Below are 23,309 nucleotides of genomic sequence, written 5' to 3' on the forward strand. Positions count from 1 at the left end.
TTGATTGTAATGCAGTGTGTTGATAAAGACCATATTCTGTATTGGTTATTTACGCTGAAATTCATTCGAGCTCAGGCGTCATTAAGTTAATTTACCTAAATAAGCCTTAACTCGAATGTTTATGGTTTAAGCAATACTCGCTAAACGCGGTAACAATGTATTAAAGCACGGTCTGGATGATACATCATCTAGCAGGCAATCTTGCACTACCTGGCGCAACATCGTGGCTTGTGACGTATCTGGGTTATCGATGAGGTTTAGCATATCATCGACCAAATAACCAAACGCCCTAACCTCAATCGCTTGGATTAACTGCCGCCGCTGTGGGGTAAATTGTTTTAAATTTGATGCCGCGCCAAAATCGCCAAACAATACATAATCGTCTTGGTTTATCATGATGTTGTGGGCATAAAGATCACCATGGCTAATGCCATTTTGATGTAAATGAGCCAAAATATCAGCCATTTGGCTAGCAATATAAGTAATGCGCGCCCAGGTAAATACCGTTTGCGGCTCAAAAGTGTCTCGGCTACAGGTTTGCAACGACGGTGGTAAACCTAAATTGCCGAAGCTTGGCGGAATAAGTTGCATCACTAAGCCCAGTTGATCGGGCTGATTAATTTGTGCCACCACATTAATTAAATTAGGGTGTTCACCCGCGGTTAAGCAGCAATCAAGCTCATCTGCAGGATAACCGTCACTGGTGATCATACCTTTAAACAGCTTAATGGCGATATCTGCATCGCTACTAAAGTGGCTAATATTTGAGTTTCCGGCATGGTGACCTGCTTGATAAATTAGCCCAGATGCACCCTGACCGAGTAACTGACCTAAGCTAAATTGGCGTAATGGCACGGTGGGAACTCGAGTATTGTCGCAATGTTCAACATGACTAAAGGCATTACCCGCAAAAGCCAGCCAGGCTAAGTTAGGTAATTGAAATAACCACTCAGGTAAATCGGTAAGCTGGTTTGCAGATAAACGAATAAGTGCCAATTGATGGCAACTTGCCATGCTAGCGGGTAGCGAGGTGAGCCTATTACCTGCTAGTGCCAGCTTCTCGAGGCGATAACATTGACCTAAACTATCAGGCAACTGCTCTATCTGGTTGTCGGTTAAGATTAACCAACGGGTTTGTTTTGGAATGGCACTGTCTAGCACGCTGCTGATTTGATTGGCTTTAAAGCCTATCATCTCTAAATTAGGACATTGACCTAATACTGCTGGCAGATGATCAAATAGGTTATTAGACAAAAATAAGATTTTAAGTTGATGCAAGTCGGCAAAGTTAGCCGGCAATGACGACAATTGGTTGTTGCTAAGATCAAGTACTTCTAAGGTATCGGCTAGCTCAAACAAGTTAACCGGAAACTCAGTGAGTTGTGCTGCGATATTGACCCGTTGATAACCCAGTAACAAACCATCATTTAATTGTTGCAGTGTTTGCATCATGCATCTCTTTGCCTAAAATTGCCGACATAGTAATAGACAGCACTCACTGAGACAAATTTCTGCCAAAAAAAAGACCACAGCAAAAGCAGTGGCCAAGACGGATACTAAAAAACACAAATTGGGGTTGATAATTTTAGCGCCACTTCTCACACATAAAATAGCTGTTAGAAGTGGATTCCTACAAAATACGTTTAACTAACCTCTACTGAAGTTAATAACGCAAAAAAACAAAAACAAAAAACAACGTTAAATCAATTCAGCTAACATAGCGCCGTCGTAGCTGACTAATTCAACGCCATCACGTACTTTTGCTACGTAATCAGGATTGGCAATAAATGGACGACCAATAGCCAGTAAATCAAACTTGTTCTCGCTAATCGCTGTGCTACCCGTTTCAGCGGTGTAGCTGCCCACACCCACTAACGTACCGGTATAAACACTGCGCATATAAGCCGATATACTGCCACCTAAGTAATCAAACTGCATTGAGTCGTCAAATATACCACCATGTAAAAAGGCTAAATTTCGTTTAGCCAACTCAGGTAATAAATAGTCAAAAACATCACGGTCGCGAGGATCTGCTGCCATATTGAAATAGGCGCCAGGAGAGACTCGAAGAGCGGTGCGATCTGCGCCAATTCTGGCAACCACAGCATCAACCACTTCTAAGGCAAAGCGAGACATGTTTTCTGGTGTTTGACCGTATTCGTCTACACGACGGTTGTTATCATAGTGTAAGAATTGGTCAATTAAATAGCCATTTGCACCATGAATTTCGACACCATCAAAGCCAGCATCAATCGCGTTTGCAGCGGCTTGGGAATAATCAGCTACTAATTGCTTAATATCGTCTACCGTGGCGGCTTTTGGGGTTTGATAAACCAATTCGCGCATTCTAGGCACAGTACCTTCCACGACTTGTGCAGAAGAAGATAAGACATCGCCACCACCGAAAAAGTGCGGGTGTGCAACACGGCCTGTATGCCAAAGCTGAGCAAAGATTTTACCGTCATTTTTGTGTACGGCATCGGTAACGACACGCCAGCCATCAATTTGAGCTGGGGTAAATAAACCTGGGGTATTTGGGTAGCCCTGGCCATCTGGACGAATAATTGTCGCTTCGCTGATAATAAGACCCGCTTCAGCTCGGCGTGCATAATAATCGGCAATCATCTGTGTCGGCACAAGGTCATCATCTGCCATACAACGCGTTAATGGTGCCATTAAAATCTTGTTTGATAATGTTAGGGTGTCGTTAAGTTTGTAAGGGGTAAATAAATTGGCCGTCATGTGATAATCTCTTTTCTTGAATATGCGTTCAAGATTAATCTTATTTGAATACACATTCAAGTAATTTTTGAATAGTCGAGCTATTTTAGTTAGACTAAACCGAAATGAGTTATCACGCTTTGTTGTTACCAGAAGTGACAGAATATGAGACATGCTGAATTTGATAGAGAAAAAGTATTAAGAGCAGCCATGAGTGCTTTTACGGTGAACGGTTATGCCAAAACCAGCATGCAGGATCTCACCAAAGCCACTGGCTTACATCCTGGGTCAATTTATTGTGCATTTGACAATAAAAAAGGCTTACTGCTTGCAGCTATAGGTCAATATCAACAAGACAGAGGCCAGCAATTTCAGCAACTGTTTACTGATGAAAACTCGATAATAGACAACTTACGTCGATACTTGGATAGCATTTTACAGGAATGCTTAAGTTGCGATGCTAGCCAATCATGTTTATTAACTAAAACACTCAGTGAAATGGGCGAGCAAGATGACGATATTCGCCAAATGTCGGCCCAATGTTTAGCCACTTGGCATGGCTCATTAGTGCAAGTATTCGAACAAGTAAAAGCAAAAAAATTAATTCCTGCCGACAGCGACTGTGAGTTTTTAGCCCAATATATGATGATGGGAATATATGGGATGCGCACCATCGCTCATACCAATCCTAGCAAAACGCTATTGCAGGCGTTAGCGGATAAACTGCTCGATGATTTACTACGATGTGATTAGCATTATTATTTCATGCTAAACAACATAAAACGTGCATAAAAAACACCAAAAAAGCATAAAAAAAGACACACTCGGTGTCTTCTTAGTTATGTTAGCTTGATGACTACTATCTTTAGCTCACGACACGTTGTGAAAAAACACGTTCACCCAATGAGTTAAGTATTTTGCACTCGCCTTCTAATACCGCAATAATCGATTTACCTCGGCGAAACGACTCAGGGATAATCACGCGTCCACTGTGACTGACTTGCAGATTGGTCATCACAGCATTATGCATTTCTAAGCCAACAGGGGCTTCGTAATACAAAATAGTCACTGTCGGATTTGAAGTTTGACCTTCGGCAGATACAGATTTCATATTCGGACTCTCATTTCAACATACTAGTTCAGTGTAGAAATGATATTGATAATGTCACTTATCAACACATCTCAGAGTAAAATGGATGAACAAATAGACTCTTTGTATTGAATTCATCCTGGGAGAGAAGTCCTTTCTCTTTATTTTTATATTTTGTCTTTAAACAAGCCTTTACAATTAAATTGTCTTTTCGATTTATTATCGATAGCCAGTGCTTAAAACATGAACGTAACACATTTGATGTGTAGATATGAATAGTGATGGCCCAAAAGTATGACGTGACAGATCTAAATTCTATAATACCTATCGGGTTATCAAGCCTATTTATGTGAAATTTAGAACCAGCACCTAAACAGCACAACTTATTCCTGCTAGAATCGGTGACAATTTTTAGCTTAAACATTTAATAAAACGAGATTAAGATGGGCAGAGCATATCAAAATAAAAAAGAGGACATGGCGAAAACCGCTGGCCAAAAGACACGTATTTACTCACGTTATGGTAAAGAGATTTATATTTGCGCTAAAGGTGGCGTTGACCCAGAGGGCAATTTAGCCCTACGTAGCTTGATTGCCCGCGCGAAGAAAGATCAAGTTCCGGCACACGTTATTGAACGTGCCATTGAAAAAGCACGTGGTGGTGGTGGTGAAGATTATGATACCGCCCGCTATGAAGGTTTTGGTCCTGGCGGATGTATGGTTATTGTTGACTGTTTAACTGACAACAGTAACCGCACATTTACTCAAGTTCGCCAAGCGTTTGTTAAAAATGATGCCAAGCTTGGTGGCCCTGGTACTGTTGGCCATATGTTCGAACATCAAGCAGTATTTGTGTTTGATGGTGATGACGATGAAGCCATTTTAGAACTGCTTATGATGGCTGACGTCGACGTTGCCGATGTAGAACTAGAAGATGGCATCATCAGCGTATTTGCGCCAGTATCAGAGTTTAATAATGCCCGCACTGTGTTAATTGAAGCCTTTCCTGAGATTGACTTTAAGGTAGAAAATTTAGCCTTTGTGCCACAAACCATGACTGAACTGACTGGTGAAGATATTGAAAGTTTTGATAAGTTCTTAGCGGCTCTTGATGATTGTGATGACGTGCAACACGTGTATCACAATGCTGAGATTGATGAAGAATAAATCAAACTAGAACGAGAGACTATAAAAGCCTAGGAACTAGATCGCTTCGCTGCTAGATGCTATAAAATCTAAAGCATAGAGCCTAGTACGCTAGGCGGCTAGATCCTATAACAGAGATGACAAGCGCTGACAGTCGATGGCAAGCCAAGAGCCTAGAACGCTGCTAGTACGCTACGCGGCTAGAGACTATAAAATCTTGGTAGCTAGCGATAACGAGCGATGACATCCGATAACAAGCCAAGTGCTAGACCGTTCTATCCGTGAGCGTAGCGTTCGCTTGTTATCGTTTCCTAGCAGGACGCAGTCCGCCCTAGCAGCGAAGCGATACTAGCAGGACGCAGTCCGCCCTAGCAGCGAAGCGATACTAGCAGGACGCAGTCCGCCCTAGCAGCGAAGCGATACTAGCAGGACGCAGTCCGCCCTAGCAGCGAAGCGATACTAGCAGGACGCAGTCCGCCCTAGCAGCGAAGCGATACTAGCAGGACGCAGTCCGCCCTAGCAGCGAAGCGACACTAGCAGGACGCAGTCCGCCCTAGCAGCGAAGCGACACTAGCAGGACGCAGTCCGCCCTAGCAGCGAAGCGATACTAGCAGGACGCAGTCCGCCCTAGCAGCGAAGCGATACTAGCAGGACGCAGTCCGCCCTAGCATCTAGCCTTTTTACCTTTACCGAACCAAACAAAAAAACGCAGCTTAAGCTGCGTTTTTTGGCATCGTTGAATAAACGATTTTGGTTAGCGTAAGTCCATTTCTTGAACTTTTTCGTAGGCGATTTCAGGCGCAGTGACATCTGGTTTTTCATGTAAATCTGCTTTTAATTGGCCTTTGCGATGCTTTAGTGCCGCATCTAATTTTTTAGCGGCGCTCGTAATAGCCGGATACATGACTAAATCAGTACCTTTAGCTGCAATGCTAGTTCCTTCATAGTTAGTTCTAATTTCAACATCATACTCACCATGCTCTTTAGCAATGATGATATCTAGCGAGATAAGCGTGGGAAAATGGTTAGCTATTTTAGCGAATTTTTCATCTACGTGTTGTTTGACAGTATCCGTAACATCAACATGGTGACCAGAAAGATTTATTTTCATAGATTGTCCTTAAAAGAATTTACTTGCCAAATTTATCGCGTGTTACAACTGCATGCTGACATAAATAGGCTTGTTGTACAAATGCAGGCTGACATATTTAGACATGGGTCATGAGCTTTATGTCACAATTACTCAAGCCTACAAAGTGTTTTATATCTACTTGTGTTCTTCGACAACTATGCCATTAATAAAAGTTGATAAAAACGCGCATGGGGTATATCAAATTGACCTAACCCTTACTTGATTAAACACCAGATTACTGATTAAGTATAGACACAATTTAGTCACAAAGGTTGCCTCTTTTGGGTTGTTTACACAAGTGATTACAAACCAAACAAATAATCACTAAAAGCAGTTATTTTATAAACAACTATACATTTTTTGCCTGTTAAGGCTTATATAAATGAAACCGAATTAATCATTAGAAAGGATAATTATGGCCACTAATCAACTCCAAATCGATATTATTTCAGACGTAATGTGCCCTTGGTGTATTGTCGGCTACCGTCGTCTTGAACAAGCACTAAGTCAATTTAACGATTTAGAGGTTAAAATACAGTGGCATCCGTTTGAACTTAACCCCATGATGGGGCCAGAAGGCCAACACTTAGGCGAACACATTGCCGAAAAATACGGTTCAACACCGGAGCAAAGTGCTCAAAATCGTCAACGATTAACCCAAATGGGCGCGGATTTAGGCTTTGAATTTAATTTTTCTGATTCATCGCGCATTTACAACACGCTACTTGCCCACCAGCTGCTGTATTGGGCTGCAAAGTCAGGTAAGCAAACCGAATTAAAACTGGCTTTATTTAGCAGCTACTTTACTCAGCAGCAGAATCCCGATGACATTGAAGTCTTAATTAATATTGCCACGCAGGTTGGCTTAGATGCCGATGAAGCTAGAGTTGTACTCAGCGACAAACGCTATGAAAAAGCCGTTAAAGAAGCAGAACAACTTTGGATCAGTCGCGGGATTCAAGCTGTGCCAGCCATAGTGTTTAATCAGCAATATCTAGTGTCTGGGGCACAAGAACCCGCCACTATTGCTGAATTGATCACCAAGCTGACCACCGAAGAAGCTTAATTGGTTTACCTCACCTCAACTCGGGTTAAAAGATGGGGAGAATAAGCTAACATCGGAATAATTGATTATCTCAGTTTAAAAACCCGAGCTGAGTTTAGTGAGCCTCAATGGGCAACTCATGGCGTTCACATAGACTGATTTATCTTTATAGCCCTATTTAAAGCCAAACTGTGGCTAAATAAACAAAACCAGCGCAAGCTGGTTTTTGTTTATTTAAAGAGATAGGCGTAGCCTCTTTGCCCTCGGTTTTAAAATTCGTGATATCAAACCGAACAGTAGCTTGCCTGTAGTGAATAGATGCCATTTTTATATCTGTTTTCTCGAGCGAGTCCATGGACATTCAGCTACGCTTGGTGTTGAATCAACAGATGTTAGTTATCGTTTAAGTAAGCATCTATAAACGGTATGTTAAATCGTTATAAATACCACTATTAGGTGGTTTTGGGAGTACAAAATGAGCTTTAAATTAACGGTGAATTGGCAATCTTCACCAAGTGAAGACGGTGAATTTAATCGCGACCATGAGGTGAAATTTGGCAGTGGACAAACGATCCAAGCCTCGTCGGCATCAGAATACAAAGGTAATGCAGACAAAGTTAACCCAGAAGAAAGCTTACTAGCAGCTTTGTCGTCGTGCCACATGTTGACCTTTTTAGCGATTGCCCATTTAAAGCGACTGCCAGTGACCCATTATGTTGATAATGCCACCGCTGATTTAGGTAAAAATGATGCCGGTAAAGTCGCCGTGGTCAAAATGACGCTTGAACCCAAAGTCACCTTTACTGAAGGGATTGAAGTAGACCAAGAGACATTGGCAAAAATTCATGCCAAGGCCCATGCAAACTGCTTTATTGCCAATTCATTAGCGTGTGTAGTTGAGATAAAATAGCGCAAGCATCATGGTTGCAATAGCTTCATATGCCCGCGCAACATAAGTACATTGAACCCATATCTACAAAAACCCCAAGTAATCACTTGGGGTTTTGTCAATAAGCTAATCATTATCGCGGTTTTATATCCGCAGCCGGACCTATTTTAGGTAAAGGCTGACCTTGTAAAGGTTTGATCGGTTGTTGTACTAACTCATCTTTTAAATAGCTAATCGCCGCATTCAGCTGAGCGTCTTTACCGTTAAAAGTCGCATAAGGTAAATTATCAACCTCAATGTCGGGTTCAACCCCATGACCTTCGACGATCCAACGCCCATCAATGGCATATTGTGGATATTCAGCCACCCTCGCCATGCCATTATCGGTCACCGAATTACGCCCCGATAACCACACGCCTGCGCCGGCAGTTTGTTTACCAATAATCGGCGCGATGCTTAATGCTTTGATCCCAGCGGAAAAGGTTTCACCATCTGAGTAAGTCATTTGATCAGCCAACACCACTAAGTGACCTCTGAACGTTTGCTGCATATTGGCATTGGTGCTGCCGTGTGTTGGCTGCCAAAATGCCCATGCACGGCGCAATAGCTTTTCAATAATCCAACTGTCAATGTTGCCACCGCGATTTCGGCGCACATCAATAATTAACCCGTCTTTGTCGTAATTGGTATAAAACTCGCGGGCAAAACTTTCTACATCACCAGAGCCCATTGCATACAAATGTAAATAGCCAATGTTGCCATTGGAGGCTTTGGCGACTTTGTCGCCATTATGCTCTACCCAGTCCAGATAACGTAGTTTGGCATCGGTGCCAATATCGTGCGGCGTCACTACGGTATTAATGGCCGTTTTACCCCGCATCAGTCCCAGTAGCACTTGTTTATTGCCTTGGTTACGCAGCAATTGAGTCACATCGGCAATATTAGTCACTTTTTTACCGTTAATGGCGCGAATAACATCCTCTTCTTGGGCATCAACTTCAATGCGCGCCAGCGGTGATGCAGACAATGGCAATTCGGCATCTGTTTGATAAATATGGCTAATAAGTACACCTTTATCGGTTTGAGTCAGCCTAGCACCTAATGCAGCTGCTTTGGCAGCATCCGCGTCTTGGGTAATATCACCGCCGCGCACTTGTGAATGTAACGAGTTAAGCTCGCCCATCATTTGCATAAAAATATCATTGAGCTCGTTGCGATCGGTTAACCTATCAACCAAAGGTTGGTACTTGGTTTTGGCGGCTTGCCAATCTACCCCACGCATTTTAGGGTCAAAAAACGAGTCACGGTGCATTAGCCATGCATCTTCAAAAATCTGCTGCCATTCTTGCGGTGGTGAAATACTCAATTGCCATTGATCTGTACTGACTTTCGCTCGCGATACATCGCTTGGCAGTTTGTCGCCCGCATCAACAATCATGATGTTTTTAGGATCTGATTGCTTACGCAGCATTAATTTACTGCCATCTTTTGATAACGAATATTGGCCCACATCCTCGCTAAAGGTATCGACTTTAAGAATTAGCGGATCAAACTTAATCAGTTTTAGCTCGCTGCTTTGTTCATTGCCATCAAGTAAATATAGTTTGTCTTTTGCCGCCGTTAAGCTTTGGTAATTACCCGCATCAACAGGCACTTGCCATAGGCGTTGGTTTAATCCATCCCAATCCACCTTGGTTCTACCGCCCATTTCCTGCACTTTATCCGTTTTTTTAGCCTCTTTTTTGACAGTCAGTTCCGTTGGTTTTGCAAATGGGAATGACGCTTTAGCATCTAACGCTAAAGCAAATATTTGGGTCCGTTTGTCAAAAATAGGCCCCATATTGCGGTCGCCCCATGGCGAGCCAGGATTGGCTTTAAATTCGCGATTAGACAAGAAATACAACCATTTACCGTCGTGGCTAAAACTCGGTGAAAACGACTCGTATTTGTCTGTGGTTAAGGTTTGTGCTTTTGACTCGTTAATTGAATACAACACGATTTGTGGCCGCTGCTTACCAATTTCAGCTTTTGTCAGGGCAATAAACCGACTGTCTCCAGACCATTTAATGTCTTGATAAGGACCAAGACCTTCGCCATTTTTGATAATTTTCTGGTTATTGTCGCGAGTTAAATCCAGTAACCACACGTTGCCCATGTAATCGTCGGAGACCAAATAACGTCCATTAGGTGATAACGACAAGCTGGTACGCAAGGTGTTTCCATCTTTGGTTAACTGTTTGGCCCCAGCAGAGCCGTCTGCAGGATATTGCCAAATTTCTTGCTCGCCCGATGCATCGCTAATGCCATAAACCCATTTACCATCATCACTAAGCAGTGCATCGCGCACGCGGCTATTGGCTGATGAGTCTATTTGCACTAAGCGGCGGCCATCATTACTGGCAATAGCCACATGGCTACGGGCAGTAATTACCACGTTGTCGCCTTGATGGGCAAAGACGGTTGAGGTGGCGTAATCCATTGGGTCGTTAACCCATTGCTCGCGGCGATGGGCAAAGTCACTGGTGAGTTCGATATTTAACCTTGATTGGGCAAGATCGGCTAAGTTTAACAACTTGATATCGGCGCCCTGCTGGAACACAATGCGGCCATTATTAAGCTGGGCATCGCGCACCTGCCAATCGGTATATTGAGTGTGTTGTTTACTATCTTTGCCATCTAGGGTCATCGACCAAATATTGTCATTACCAGACTTATCACTGACAAAATAGACCCGTTGATTCCATAACATCGGCTGCTTAACAGAACCCTCATGGGCACTGGTTAACTGCTGTGCTTCTTGTTTACTACCCAGCTTATAACGCCAAATTTCACCTTTAGCGCCGCCGCGATAGACTTTGACATTATCGCCACTGACTTGCAGACCAAATTGAGTAAAGTAAACATACTCACCTTTGTCATCAATAGTGCCTTCTACGGCGTCAGCTAAGGGTAAGTCTGTGATGGTTAAGGTTTGTGGGTTAACGGTTTTTAGCACCCAAAAATTAGCGGGCCCAAAGGCATTGTCGGTGGAATAAAGTACTTCACCTGATGCAGTCCAGCCTTGCAGGCGCACCCGGCTGTTTTCAAAACTTACCCGCTTAGCCACTCCGCCCTGAATAGGCATCACATACACTTCGGTTGCGCCTTCATAATTGGCGGTGTAAGCCACCCACTTGCCGTCTTTTGAAATGGTTGCGTCCATTTCTTCGGCGGCCAAACTGGTTAAGCGACTGGCTTTAGTTTGGTTGAGTTGGGTTATCCACAGATCGCCTTCGGCGGTAAACACTAAGGTTTGATCGTGCAATGCTGGGGCGCGGTAATAGCCTTGATTTGAGGCGTTAGCAACGACCATTGATGAGCAAGCTAAAGTACCTAAAACCAACATACAATGCACAACGGATCGACGAAGTTTCATGGTGAGGAGCGTCCTTATAAAGTCGATATCTCGAGTTAAATCAATATCAATTAACGTATTATATTTATCTGTTCACATTATCAGAGTTGTGGCTAATGTTGCAGCACAAATATGTAACGAACCACAATTTGAGATAATAAACGGCTAAACAGTGATCGCTTAGCCGTTGGTGTTTTAATGTCTCGTATTTTCCTTACTGCGAAGTCAGTTGCAGTACAATTTTATGGTATTGCTCATAAAGTGGATGTGACGGATCAGATAGCTCAGGGAAGCGTTGATCTATGGTGATCATATAACGTTCAGCCTGAATCAGTTTATTGTCGGCCATTAGTGCTTGTAACCGAGCCAAGGCGACATCAGCAGTATCTAATTGAATGTCCCCTTTTAACGATCCATTAAATGACTGTTTCACTTGTTGTCCCTCCTTGTCATGGCTGCGTGAGTGCAGTTCTAGCACTTTGTTTTGTGCTTCTTCATTTACTTTGGCAGGTGTTGGCGCCGCACTCATTACCGCGGATGATTTATCTGCCATTTTAGATTCAACTGTTCCGTTGTTATCAGATGCTTCACTGATTGTTTCACGATTAACACGTTCGTTATTCATTGGCACTGAACTCATCGATAATCCCTGTACGGCAATTGATTCTGCTGCTGCGGCATCTTCAACTGGTGACTCAGTTAGTTTAGGCACATCCGATGTCGATTTGGCCTGCTTAAATGATGACTGTTGAGCGGGTAAACCTTGTTCAATATCAATTCCAACTTGTTTTTGCAGGCTTGGGGTTAACATAAACAATCCCGCCACCAGCAATACTGACGCCGCGCTTGAAAACACCCATGCATTGCGTTGCCACATTGATTTTTTAGGTGAACTGACTTTAGATACATTTGCATCCGAACGCGCTTTGGCTAATATGGCCTCATCCAGTTCAGCAGAGGGTTGCTCTAATGGTTGTTGATGATAAGCCTTGTTGATTTCAGTTTGTAATGCAGTGAACTCTGCATCATGATCTAATTGTTTACTCATAATGTTGTCTCCTGCCTTTGGGTAGCAATACATTGCTTAATACTCTGATAAGCATAACGAATACGGCTTTTGGTGGCTTCTAAAGTCACATTAGCAATGTCGCTGATCATCGCAGCGGTCATGCCCATTTCGATGTTGAGTAAAAAAGCCTCTTTTTGCACTGGCGGCAGTTTGGCAATGCAATTTTTCATCATCTCAACTTGTTGCTGTTGCTGTAATTGTGGCTCAGGCGAGGCTTGATTATCTGCTTGTAGGCTATCCATGGTTTCACCTTCGCCAAGCGGGGTAACTTTATCGAGAGGCTTAACGGCTCGCACATGGTCAATCAATAAGTTATGGGCAATTTTATATAACCAAGTGGTGAATTTGGCCGTGACTTGATATTGCCTCGCCGCATTAATCACCTTACCCCAGGTGTCTTGATACAAATCTTCGGCTAATTGTTGGTTATGTAATTGGCGAACAAAATAACGATACAAAGGCCCTTTGTGTTTAAGGTACAAGGCCTCGAACGCGCGGACGTCACCCGCTTGGTAGTCGAGCATCAGTTGCTCGTCACTTCCCACTTGGGGAATTAACGGCTCATCCTTAGGGTATATTGATGTTTGCACCATTTTATCCTTTTTGTGACGCATTTATTGGCTAACCGAACGAGTGTCTGGCTCAGTAATCATAAGCTGTCTCTCGAGTACACTTGCGGTTTTTAGCATTTGCACAAACTCATGGCGATAACCAAATCGGTCTTGGCCCATTGCAGACTCAGCAAGTACAATTAACTTAGCATAATCAGTATCGTGGACATAATTATTATGATTAAGCAATTGCCCAAACCCCGCGACTGCGGCGGCAAAGCGGAAATCATCGCTGGCTTGATGCAAATGAGTCAGCTGCTGATCGCGGCTAATGGGATAAGCGATTAATTGACTTCTTTGCTCGCCAATCGCTTTATAACGCAGCTTTAAATAAGCCACTTCATTTGCAGTGTGTTGATGAACTTTAGCTTCATCAATTTGCGTCGATTCTGTGACAGCATAACGCAGCGGATCCACTAAACGATTTTGGCTATCGTTATAACGTATCTCGTACAGCGCGGTGACGGTATGACCCGCACCAATCTCACCTGCATCAATAGCGTCGTTATTAAAGTCGCTACGATTTAACAACCGGTTTTCGTAACCAATAAGTCGATACTCAGACACCACCGCCGGGTTAAATTCAATTTGCACTTTGACATCGTGGGCAATAGTTAACAGTGTGGCACTGAGTTGATCAACTAGCACTTTTCGCGCTTCATTTAAGGTGTCGATAAAGGCATATTGACCGTTAGCTTTATTTGATAATTGTTCCAGCAAATGGTCATTATAACTGGCAGTAGCAGAACCCAGACCAAAGCCAAGCGTAGATAAACCAATACCACTTTTACTTTGACTGGTGACAAAATCAACCAATTGCTGATGATCTGTCATCCCCAAGTTAAAGTCACCGTCGGTGGCCAAAATGACTCGGTTACTGCCGTTTTCGATAAAGTGCTTTTGCGCTAATTGATACGCCAACTGAATACCTTGGCTACCATTAGTGCCACCTTGTGCAGTTAACTGACTAAGGGCTGTTTTAATGGCGGTAAAGTCATTACCTGCAACACCGTCAAGCACCACACCGCTGGCACCGGCGTACACCACTATCGATACTTTATCTTGCGCCGATAATTGCTGACTTAGCATCAACATGGCTTGTTTCAATAGAGGCAATTTATCAGCAGACGACATAGAGCCTGACACATCAAGCAGTAGCACTAAATTACTTGCACCAAGCTGGTCTGCTGCAACATCAAAACCTTTAATGCCAATGCGCAATAACTGAGTATCAGCATTATACGGTGAGGGTGCTAATTCAGTATTAACGCTAAAGGGTTGCTCAGTGGTTGTCGGTGCTGGGTAGTTATAGCTAAAGTAGTTCACTAACTCTTCTACCCTAACGGTATTCTTAGTCGGCAGTTGGCCTTGATTGATTAATCTGCGGGTGGTGCTGTAACTGCCAGTATCAACATCGATTGAAAACGTCGATACCGGCGTTTCACCGGCAACCATATTGCCATTTTGTACTAGCGACTCAAACTTGTCATTAGCATTAGGTGCTAATGATAAGTTGCCATCGCTTACGCTGAGACTCTTGCGGCTAATGCTATTGTTGCTGATAGTCTCACCACTAACCGTGCGCTGCTCCATTGACGCTGCAGTGGCTTTAACGCTGCGATGCACCTCCTTTGATCCTTGGTATGCATCAGCCTGTGGCTCAGATGCCATCACTAAACCTGCTACCTCAGATAACTCGGGACGCGCTTGTGCAGAGGAATCCGTTTTACTCGCGGATTGAATTTTAGAAGCGGGCTGACTTTGTTTCGCACTGTCTTTGGACTCTTGCGCACAACCACTGACAATAATCGCGCTAATGACTATGGCTAATGCACTGCGAGTGAGTTGCTTATGGACATCGTTCATGGTTTTTTCCTCATCTATCGGCTTGTTATTCATATTGGTTACGTCAACAAAGTGACCTTGCATACAGCTAATAACGAGCGAAATAGGTAAAAGGGTTACAAAAAGAATTCTTTACTCCATTATTCATCAATGTTCGATACGAACTTGTGGTGAATATAAAATGTGTTTAAGTAGTTTTCGTATTTAGAAACTGAGTGTTAGCCTCAAGAAACACTGAAATGCAGCCAACAGAGCACGGCTTATGCTATTATTTAGCACCTTTTTTATCGCCTTAATATTGACGTTAATCGCCCGCGGTTCCTACTGAGCGAATTAGCCAAATATACTAATAGAATAAGTACGTTAAGGAGTTAACATGCAAGCCCTAGTTGCTGTTGTAATGGGTTCTAAAAGTGATTGGCCTACAATGGAAGCCGCCGCTGAAATTATGGATAAGTTACAAGTGCCTTATCATGTTGAAGTCGTTTCAGCCCACAGAACACCAGACAAGCTAATGGAATTTGCACGTTCTGCTGCAGATAAAGGCTATAAAGTCATTATTGGTGGTGCAGGCGGAGCAGCCCATTTACCTGGCATGATCGCCTCTAAAACTCGCTTGCCTGTGTTAGGTGTCCCAGTGCAAAGCAAGGCCTTATCTGGCATGGACAGTTTATTGTCGATTGTACAAATGCCTAAAGGGATTGCCGTTGGCACCTTAGCCATTGGTACTGCCGGCGCGTTTAACGCAGGTTTATTAGCCAGCCAAATTTTGGCGATTAGCGATGCCGCTTTAGCTGAGCGTTTAGAAGCATTTCGTGATGAGCAAACTCGCGCGATCCTTGATAATCCCGATCCGAGAGAAGACTAATGACCTTGCCAAAAAATCTATGGGTATTGGGCGATGGTCAATTAGGTGCCATGCTCAGTCATGCAGGCCAACCGCTAGGTATTAATGTGCGTCCGGTTGATATTATGACACCATCAGATGTGCAGTTACCGCTTGAAGCTGACGACATCATTACCGCCGAACGCGAACAATGGCCAGAGTCACAGCTGAGTTTACAACTCAGCCAACACCCACATTTTATTAATGGCCCAGTATTTGGTCGTTTAGCTGACCGTTTTAGCCAAAAAAGTCTGCTCGATGAATTAGCTGTCGCCACATCGCCTTGGCAGTTAGTTAATGACAATACCACCACGCAAACACTGCATAATGCCTATGGTGAACGGGTATTATTAAAACGTCGCACCGGCGGTTATGACGGTAAAGGCCAACATTGGCTCAAGCAGGCAGAAGCGACAACCATCCCTGCCGATTGGCGCAATGAAGCCATTGCAGAACAAGCGATTAACTTTGATGAAGAAGTGTCGTTAGTGGGTGTGCGCACCCAAGACGGGCGCTGTTTATTTTATCCGTTGGCGTTAAACCTACATCAAGACGGTATTTTAATGGCATCGATTGCGCCATTAACTCGCTTAGCACCTTTGCAGGCCGAAGCTGAAGACATGTTAAGCAAGGTCATGCATGACCTTGAATATGTGGGCGTGATGGCGATGGAGTGTTTCCGTGTTGGTGAACACTTAATGGTCAATGAGTTAGCACCTAGAGTGCACAACTCGGGCCATTGGACTCAAGCGGGTTGTCACATAAACCAGTTTGAATTGCATTTACGTGCCCTATGCAATTTACCTTTGCATCAACCACAGGTTAATTTCCAATGCGTAATGGTTAACCTTATTGGGGTTGATAAAGACGATAGATGGTTAAGTCTGCCAAATGCTGAACTGTTTTGGTACAACAAAGAAGTTCGTGTAGGCCGTAAAGTCGGTCACTTAAACCTGTCTGTGCATAATAAAGCGATGTTAGATGACAGCATTAGCCAACTAAAAGCTTGGATGCCACAGCAATATCAAGCACCGCTGGATTGGATTTTGGCCGAATTTATCAAATAGGTTTATCACATAAACTTGCCAATAAGTACGTTAAATAACAAAAAAGGAGCCTAGGCTCCTTTTTTGTTATTTAACGTATGGGTTAACCAAAAAACACTCGCCATAACCATGACGAATCTAAATTTTCTTTACATTGATGATATTGCGCCGCGTAGGTTTTTGAACGTTTATCCACTTTATTGGCTACTGGCGTTAACCATTTTTTGGCTTTAAAACTGCCGCGTTTATAACCGCCCCAACCTTCGTGATAATTTAAGTATTGGTTTTTAGCATCCCACTTAGACACGCCATTAATTTTATGGGTTTTGTAAATAAACCAGCCCATAAAGTCCATCGCATCGTCAAAATCACTGCGGCTAGACCAACTATTACCGGTTTCTCGAACGTAATCATCCCAGGTCATGGTTTTAGCTTGCGCGTAACCATAGGCGTCACTGGCACGGCCGGTGGGAATAAAACCTAAAAAGTATTGCATTGGTGGTGCAGCATTATGTTTGAATGAACTTTCTTGATACATCATGGCTAAGGGGACATGAACTGGCACTCCCCATTTTTCACGCGTATTGACTGCAGCGTCATACCACGAGCGATGTTCTTTAAAAATAGCACACAGGTCATCTGGCTCTTGCGGTGGCGACGTGGCGCATCCCGTTAATGACAGTAATACCGTTGCGCTAACAACGCCTAAAAAACACTTCATAACACCTCTGCCAGTATCTAAGATATTGATTCTTGGCTTAGTTTTACATCAATTAAAAACCAATGCAATTATCCTTAGGAAACAACCATTATTTCAACAATGCGCCTCAAACTGAAAAAACTGAGTGGCTCTGATTGAGCACATAATTAATGGAATTGGTATTACCGTTTCATTTCACATTGATGCGATTCTGTTTGCCATACAACAGGCTGCCAATACAATGAATTTTGGCCTATATAGATTTTGTCGGTATTGAATTTGGCGCCAATATGATAACGCTGATCGGCTGCAACATTGACCGAAAATACTTTCACCTTACGAGCCGACAATAACACTTTTAATTCAGGTGAGTTGATCAATTCAGCAACAGTAAACTTATGCTCGCCTGGCGATAATAAATAATTGGGTCTTGAAATAACCGCAACATCATCTAAGTGAGTCACCACTACACGGTATAAATTGGCACTGTTGTCGGGCGCTAAGTAGCTCGATACTGTGCCACATTGAACCATTTCATCTGGCGATGAAGCACAGCCATTTAGGGCTAATGCCGCTACCGCGACAACCAGCACTCGCCAAGATGAAAAAAACTGCATGATTATTTCGCCTCGAAAGTGCCCGCAGGAACCACATCACAAAAATAGTTTTCTAAGAAAGTGGTAAAATTATCTTGTGGTTGAGCCTCTAGACTTTGCTGTTCAAGTAAAGAGAGTTTGGCCTCATTTTTATAGGTTTGCTCAATATCATGGCTTAATGGGTAATGACTTAAAAACTGATGATAATCATCGGCCAATTGCTTAACCCACACACTGTGATCTGTGCCCTTAACAACGACCTCTTGCATCACCTTGCCTGATAACGTTTTATCAGGATCATCAATCGCTTCAGCCCATGTGCTTAACGCGTCTTGGTAAGCATGGCTATCATCACCATCGAGTAATTTCGCGAGAGTCGCTAACTGTTCAAATAGCTCGTGCATCCATTGCGTTAAGCTAATGGCCTTAGCATTACGCTGTAATTCAAGTCCAGGCTTGCGCCCTTCTAATACAACGGCTTTCAGATTAGCACCAATTTCAGCTTCACCGACCGCGTCGGTGTCTTCAGATGGCGACAATAAGCAGTACAATAAAAATAGATCCAGAAAACGCACTTGAGTGGCATCGATCCCAACCGGGCTAAATGGATTGACATCTAAAGCGCGCACTTCAATATACTCAACGCCTGCACGCGATAGCGCCTGCGAAGGTTTTTCACCTTTTTGGGCAACACGTTTAGCGCGAATAGGTGCATAAAACTCATTTTCAATCTGCAAAATATTACTGTTTAACTGACGAAATTCACCATCAACATTGACACCAATTTGCTCAAACTGTTTCGATGGCATTTTAATTGCGGCGCCCACGCCCTCAAGATAATCAGGCAATGAGTTATAGCTAATATTGAGCGTATCTTGTTCTTTGTTGGTATAACCTAAATCACTCATGCGCAATGATGTTGCATAAGGAAGATATAAGGTGCCTTTACCGGTTTTTTCAAACTCAAAATCGACGTCTTGATCTTTTATAAATGAGCTACATAATGCCGGTGTTGAGCCAAATAAATACGGTAATACCCATACTAAACGGCGGTAATTACGGATCAGTCCAAAATAAGATTCAGAAATGAAGTCTTCAAAATTAATACTTTTGCTACAACAAGCGCTGCCATTGCCGTTAGCAATTTTGTCGTCATATAGACGTTGCCATAAATCTTGCGAAACAGAGAAATTAAAATGAACCCCGGAAATAATCTGCATTAACGCACCATAACGATGGGTTAATCCTTTACGATATAAGGTTTTCATTTTACCGTTATTGGAGGTTCCATAACGTGCTACAGGGATATCGCTTACTTTACCTACATAGCATGGCATGCTAACAGGCCAGAGTTTTTGACCGTTTAAGTTACGCACACTGTAAGCATGTGTTTGGGTTAACCCCTCTAATAATTCATCAATGCTATGACAAACTGGCGTAATAAATTCTAATAGGGACTCGCTATAATCGGTAGTAATACGCGAATGCGTCAGCGCAGAACCGAGCGATTTTGGATGTTCATCTTGTGCTAAATGACCATTTTCATCAATACGCAATGCTTCACGCTCAATTCCACGTAACATGCCCAATAAAGACTCACGGCCTTGAGTGTCGCTTAAGTGTTCGACTTTTTCATTGAAAGACTTCAATTTACTACTCTCTTTTATGGATTCGCATTGCGAGTAAACAGCTAGACCTGATGATAAACGAGATGATTAGTGATACGCGAAAAAAATGTAACTAAGTATAAATCAACTTGTTTATAGGTCTTAAATTAAAAATGGCAACACTCTCTGTCACCCTTGATGGAGCCTTAAACATTATCTTTTATTTAGCGGATAACCGACACAAAATGATATGACGATTAAAGCACACGAATTAGCTCAACCTATTATATACCCAAGTCACTTCAACATGCTCGTTTCAGTACTCCCGTAGGATAACAGAACAGGGCAGTGATTGAAGACAATGGTGACGCCTTACCGAGTGCGTCTCTTCGCGACTGATAGGTTCTAGGAACTCGCAAGCTCGCCAGAGGGCGGTGCTTCGCTCCTTCTAGGTGCTAGGTTTTAGGTCCTAGATTCTAGAAGCGTAGCGTCCTCGAAGACCGCAGGTTGTCCTAGCAGCCGCAGGCGCTCTATTCCTAGACCCTAGTAGGACGCAGTCCGCCTAGAACCTAGCAGCGAAGCGTATATGTCCTGTATATATGGTTAACACTAGCGTATTTCAAGGCTAGTGTTAACCTTCGTAGTAACAAGTGTTCAACTAGTCGACAAGTGTCACCATTTCAATCTGATACCCCAGCGCTTTTAGTTGAGGTTCAACGATGGATTTATCACCGACAACTAACATCACCATCGTATTGATATCTAATAATTTACTGGCAAGTTTATTTAACTCATCCGTCGAAATGGTTTTAACAATTTCATCTTGCTGAGCGGTAAAGTTTCTATCTAACTGATAGCGCTGGATCATCCTTAAAAAACCGGCTTTTTGATACGGAGTTTCGTATTCTAACGCTTGGCTTTGCGCAATCGAACTGCGCATAAAGGCACTTTCTTCGTCGGTCATACCTGATGCTTGGTAAGCGTTAATTTCTTTGACAAACTCAGCCAACGCTAAGCCGGTCACATCGCTTCTGACGCTGGCATTGGCAATAAACTGACCTGAATCTTCAGCACCACTAAATTGAGTGCGAGCGCCATAAGTGTAGCCTTTATCTTCACGTAGATTAAGATTGATACGGCTGTTAAATGCTCCCCCTAATGGATAGTTCATCAAATAAGCCTTAAAGTAATCGCCCGTTTTGTCGTAAGGTAACGACACTTGGCCAATATCAATGACCGACTGAGCGGCTCCCGGTTTATCAATCAAATAAATGGTGTTTTTATGGTGTGTTGGCAGTGCAGGTAATGCGGCAACCTGAGTCGCCTCGCCTTGCCATTCATTAAACATCGACAATTTTGGCATGATCTGTTGCTGATTTAAGTCTGACACCACCACCATTTGAGCATTACCGGCACGATATTGCTGCTGATAAAATTGCTTCACATCAGCCAGTGTTAATGCCGATATTGAGGTTATGGTGCCATCACTGCTGATCCCCATTGGGCTATCGGCACCGTATAGCAATTTTGAAAAGCCACTGCGAGCAAGATAGTTCGCATCGGACATTTGATGTTGCAAGCCTTGCAACTGCTGCTGCTTCAGTCTTTCAAAATCTGCCGCCACAAAACCTGGGCTAAATAAGCGCTCTTTAACGATGGCAAGCGTGGCATCAAGATTTTCGGTCAAACTTGATACTTTAATGTAACTCTGTGAATTACTCGCGCCAAAGCTAATTGACGAACCCAGCAGATCAAGCGCGCCAGCCAGTGCTTCACTGCTGCGTTGCGCACTTGACTCATTAAGCATGGACGCAGTTAACTCGGCCAGACCCGCCTTATTGATGGGTGCTAAGCGATGACCGCCATCTAAATAAATAAGCAATTCGACCGTTGGGGTTTCATCACTTTCGGTGCCCATGACGTTAATGCCATTGGCGAGTTGACTGTCCCACAATTGTGGCACGGTCAATAACGGTGCTGCCGCAGACGACGGCATTTTATTACGATCAAATGAGGATTTAGCCAAGGTAATATCGGTTAATCCCGTTACCGCATCTTGTGCTATTGGCAAGGTACTTGGCTCGAAATTATCAGCATGGGCAATCAATTGCGTTTGCCCTTCTGGCACCACACTCATCACTACCATTGGCTTGTTTTTAATGTAGGTATTAAACACACGCATCACATCGGCTTGGGTCACATTGGCATAACGGGCTAAATCTGATGCCACCATGTCCGGTTTGCCAAAAAAGGTTTGATTGGAGGCAAGTGTTGATACTTTTCCGGCCACGCTTTGCATGCCAAAAATAGTCGACGCTTCGAACTGCACTTTGACTTTCTGTAAGTCGTCGTCGGTAACACCGCGTTGTTCAAACTCAGCGATGGTTTGATTAATTTTGATTTCAAGTTCAGCAAGACTGCCGCCTTTAGCGGGGTTCGCCACTGCGTAGAGTGATAGCTGGCAGGTGAGCTCTTGGCAAGGATGGCTCACCGCAGCTTGTACCGCATAGCCATCTTTAACTAAGTTTTTATAAATGAGCGAGGTTTTGCCGCCACCGAGAATATTGGCCAGTAGATCTAATGGCGCTTCATCTTTGTGCTGCACGTAAACCGTTGGGAAACCAATATAAATCAGCGGCAAATGTACTTTGTCTTCCATTGAGATATAACGAGTTTTATCCAATGTCACCATGGTTTTAGCTTCAGGCTTAACCGCAGGTCCTGCTGGGATTTCACCAAAATACTTATTTACCCACGCCAGCGTGTGCATTTCATTAAAGTCACCGCCAATGGTTAAGGTGGCATTGTTAGGCCCATACCAACGTTGGAAGAAATGCTTCACGTCATCAACAGTGGCGCGATTTAAATCGTCTGGCCAGCCAATAACAGGCCAAGAGTACGGATGCCCCGCAGGATAAAATGCTTGGTTAAAACGCTCATTCAATCGCCCATATGGACGGTTATCAATCCGCTGTGCGCGTTCATTTTTAACGGTTTCTCGCTGTACTTCGAATTTTTCGCTCGTCAGTGCGGGTAAGAAAAAGCCCATACGATCTGACTCTAACCAGAGCATTTTTTCTAATTGGTTACTCGGCACCGTTTCAAAGTAATTGGTTCTGTCGGTATTGGTGCTACCGTTCAATGTTCCGCCGGCTTCAGTAACAACTTTAAAATGCTGTTCGTCACCAACATGTTGCGATCCTTGGAACATCATGTGTTCAAATAGATGGGCAAAACCACTGCGGCCGGCTAATTCACGCGCCGATCCCACATGGTAGGTTACATCGACATGAACTAAAGGATCAGACTTGTCTTGATGTAAAATAACGGTTAAGCCATTGGCTAACTGATATTTTTTATAGGGAATACTGACTTGATTTTCGGACGCAGTGGCCGTTTCAATTAAGCTCACGCCTTGGGGTAAACTCGGTGATTTGTGGGCGTCATATGCACAACCACTCAATGCCGCACTGATAGCTGCAGCGAATATCCATTGATTTACATTTAGTTTCAAAATCGACTCCTTTCTTATT

General features: G+C 43.4%; 18 protein-coding genes. 6 read left to right on the forward strand and 12 right to left on the reverse strand.

Translation table 11 applies throughout. The annotated features are described in order from the left end of the window. Positions 1-126: 126 nt before the first annotated feature. Together CXF80_RS08255 and CXF80_RS08260 are read right to left on the reverse strand one after the other, a co-directional pair. Positions 127-1,449 (reverse strand): leucine-rich repeat-containing protein kinase family protein, encoded by a 1,323-nt coding sequence (locus tag CXF80_RS08255; protein WP_198554819.1) that lies wholly within the window; start codon positions 1,447-1,449, stop codon positions 127-129. Between the two features lie 249 nt (positions 1,450-1,698). After that, positions 1,699-2,742, reverse strand: a complete 1,044-nt coding sequence (locus CXF80_RS08260) for an alkene reductase (RefSeq protein WP_101032426.1) — start codon at positions 2,740-2,742, stop codon at positions 1,699-1,701. 144 nt (positions 2,743-2,886) lie between these two features. Between CXF80_RS08260 and CXF80_RS08265 the strand changes: the two genes are divergently transcribed. Continuing rightward, complete coding sequence (locus CXF80_RS08265; protein WP_101032427.1) at positions 2,887-3,474, forward strand: TetR/AcrR family transcriptional regulator; 588 nt, start codon at positions 2,887-2,889, stop codon at positions 3,472-3,474. A 112-nt stretch (positions 3,475-3,586) separates the two neighbouring features. Here CXF80_RS08265 and CXF80_RS08270 read toward each other — a convergent pair whose 3' ends face one another. Beyond that, the gene (locus CXF80_RS08270; RefSeq protein WP_101032428.1) at positions 3,587-3,832 is read right to left on the reverse strand and encodes a TIGR02922 family protein; all 246 of its coding nucleotides are present in this window, start codon (positions 3,830-3,832) and stop codon (positions 3,587-3,589) included. Positions 3,833-4,254: 422 nt separating this feature from the next. On the opposite strand from CXF80_RS08270, the gene CXF80_RS08275 reads away from it, so the two are divergent. After that, entirely contained in the window at positions 4,255-4,977 is a 723-nt protein-coding gene (locus tag CXF80_RS08275; RefSeq protein ID WP_101032429.1) for a YebC/PmpR family DNA-binding transcriptional regulator, read from the forward strand. Positions 4,978-5,710: 733 nt separating this feature from the next. On the opposite strand, the gene hpf is transcribed toward CXF80_RS08275, so the two are convergent. Beyond that, positions 5,711-6,067: a ribosome hibernation-promoting factor, HPF/YfiA family gene (hpf, locus tag CXF80_RS08280; RefSeq protein WP_101032430.1), complete on the reverse strand. Its 357-nt coding sequence runs from the start codon at positions 6,065-6,067 to the stop codon at positions 5,711-5,713. 436 nt (positions 6,068-6,503) lie between these two features. On the opposite strand from hpf, the gene CXF80_RS08285 reads away from it, so the two are divergent. Continuing rightward, positions 6,504-7,154 carry a DsbA family oxidoreductase gene (locus tag CXF80_RS08285; RefSeq protein ID WP_101032431.1) on the forward strand — a complete coding sequence of 217 codons (651 nt, stop codon included), beginning with the start codon at positions 6,504-6,506 and terminating at the stop codon, positions 7,152-7,154. Between the two features lie 454 nt (positions 7,155-7,608). Then, positions 7,609-8,043, forward strand: coding sequence for an OsmC family protein (locus CXF80_RS08295; protein WP_101032433.1), 435 nt, complete (start codon positions 7,609-7,611; stop codon positions 8,041-8,043). A gap of 112 nt (positions 8,044-8,155) precedes the next feature. On the opposite strand, the gene CXF80_RS08300 is transcribed toward CXF80_RS08295, so the two are convergent. The 4 genes from CXF80_RS08300 to CXF80_RS08315 form a co-directional block, all read right to left on the reverse strand. Continuing rightward, entirely contained in the window at positions 8,156-11,437 is a 3,282-nt protein-coding gene (locus CXF80_RS08300; RefSeq protein WP_101032434.1) for a S41 family peptidase, read from the reverse strand. A 193-nt stretch (positions 11,438-11,630) separates the two neighbouring features. After that, positions 11,631-12,464: a hypothetical protein gene (locus tag CXF80_RS08305; RefSeq protein WP_101032435.1), complete on the reverse strand. Its 834-nt coding sequence runs from the start codon at positions 12,462-12,464 to the stop codon at positions 11,631-11,633. Then, the gene (locus CXF80_RS08310) at positions 12,461-13,078 is read right to left on the reverse strand and encodes a sigma-70 family RNA polymerase sigma factor (RefSeq protein ID WP_198554746.1); all 618 of its coding nucleotides are present in this window, start codon (positions 13,076-13,078) and stop codon (positions 12,461-12,463) included. The genes CXF80_RS08305 and CXF80_RS08310 overlap by 4 nt, the downstream gene beginning before the upstream one ends. 21 nt (positions 13,079-13,099) lie before the next feature. Next, entirely contained in the window at positions 13,100-14,962 is a 1,863-nt protein-coding gene (locus CXF80_RS08315; protein WP_101032437.1) for a vWA domain-containing protein, read from the reverse strand. 355 nt (positions 14,963-15,317) lie between these two features. Between CXF80_RS08315 and purE the strand changes: the two genes are divergently transcribed. Further along, complete coding sequence (purE, locus tag CXF80_RS08320) at positions 15,318-15,809, forward strand: 5-(carboxyamino)imidazole ribonucleotide mutase (protein ID WP_101032438.1); 492 nt, start codon at positions 15,318-15,320, stop codon at positions 15,807-15,809. Continuing rightward, on the forward strand, positions 15,809-16,894 hold the full coding sequence (gene purK, locus CXF80_RS08325) for a 5-(carboxyamino)imidazole ribonucleotide synthase (RefSeq protein ID WP_101032439.1): 1,086 nt from the start codon (positions 15,809-15,811) through the stop codon (positions 16,892-16,894). The genes purE and purK overlap by 1 nt, the downstream gene beginning before the upstream one ends. Positions 16,895-16,976: 82 nt before the next feature. On the opposite strand, the gene CXF80_RS08330 is transcribed toward purK, so the two are convergent. The 4 genes from CXF80_RS08330 to CXF80_RS08345 all read right to left on the reverse strand — a co-directional run bounded on the left by CXF80_RS08330 (position 16,977) and on the right by CXF80_RS08345 (position 23,290). Then, positions 16,977-17,594 (reverse strand): transglycosylase SLT domain-containing protein, encoded by a 618-nt coding sequence (locus CXF80_RS08330; RefSeq protein ID WP_101032440.1) that lies wholly within the window; start codon positions 17,592-17,594, stop codon positions 16,977-16,979. Between the two features lie 161 nt (positions 17,595-17,755). After that, positions 17,756-18,190, reverse strand: coding sequence for a hypothetical protein (locus CXF80_RS08335; protein ID WP_101032441.1), 435 nt, complete (start codon positions 18,188-18,190; stop codon positions 17,756-17,758). Positions 18,191-18,192: 2 nt separating this feature from the next. Then, the gene (gene gshA / locus CXF80_RS08340; protein WP_269801271.1) at positions 18,193-19,836 is read right to left on the reverse strand and encodes a glutamate--cysteine ligase; all 1,644 of its coding nucleotides are present in this window, start codon (positions 19,834-19,836) and stop codon (positions 18,193-18,195) included. Between the two features lie 598 nt (positions 19,837-20,434). Beyond that, positions 20,435-23,290, reverse strand: coding sequence for a M16 family metallopeptidase (locus tag CXF80_RS08345; protein ID WP_443019015.1), 2,856 nt, complete (start codon positions 23,288-23,290; stop codon positions 20,435-20,437). Positions 23,291-23,309 lie beyond the last annotated feature (19 nt).

Origin of the sequence: Shewanella sp. Actino-trap-3, from assembly GCF_002836275.1 — a bacterium.
GTDB lineage: Bacteria > Pseudomonadota > Gammaproteobacteria > Enterobacterales > Shewanellaceae > Shewanella > Shewanella psychromarinicola.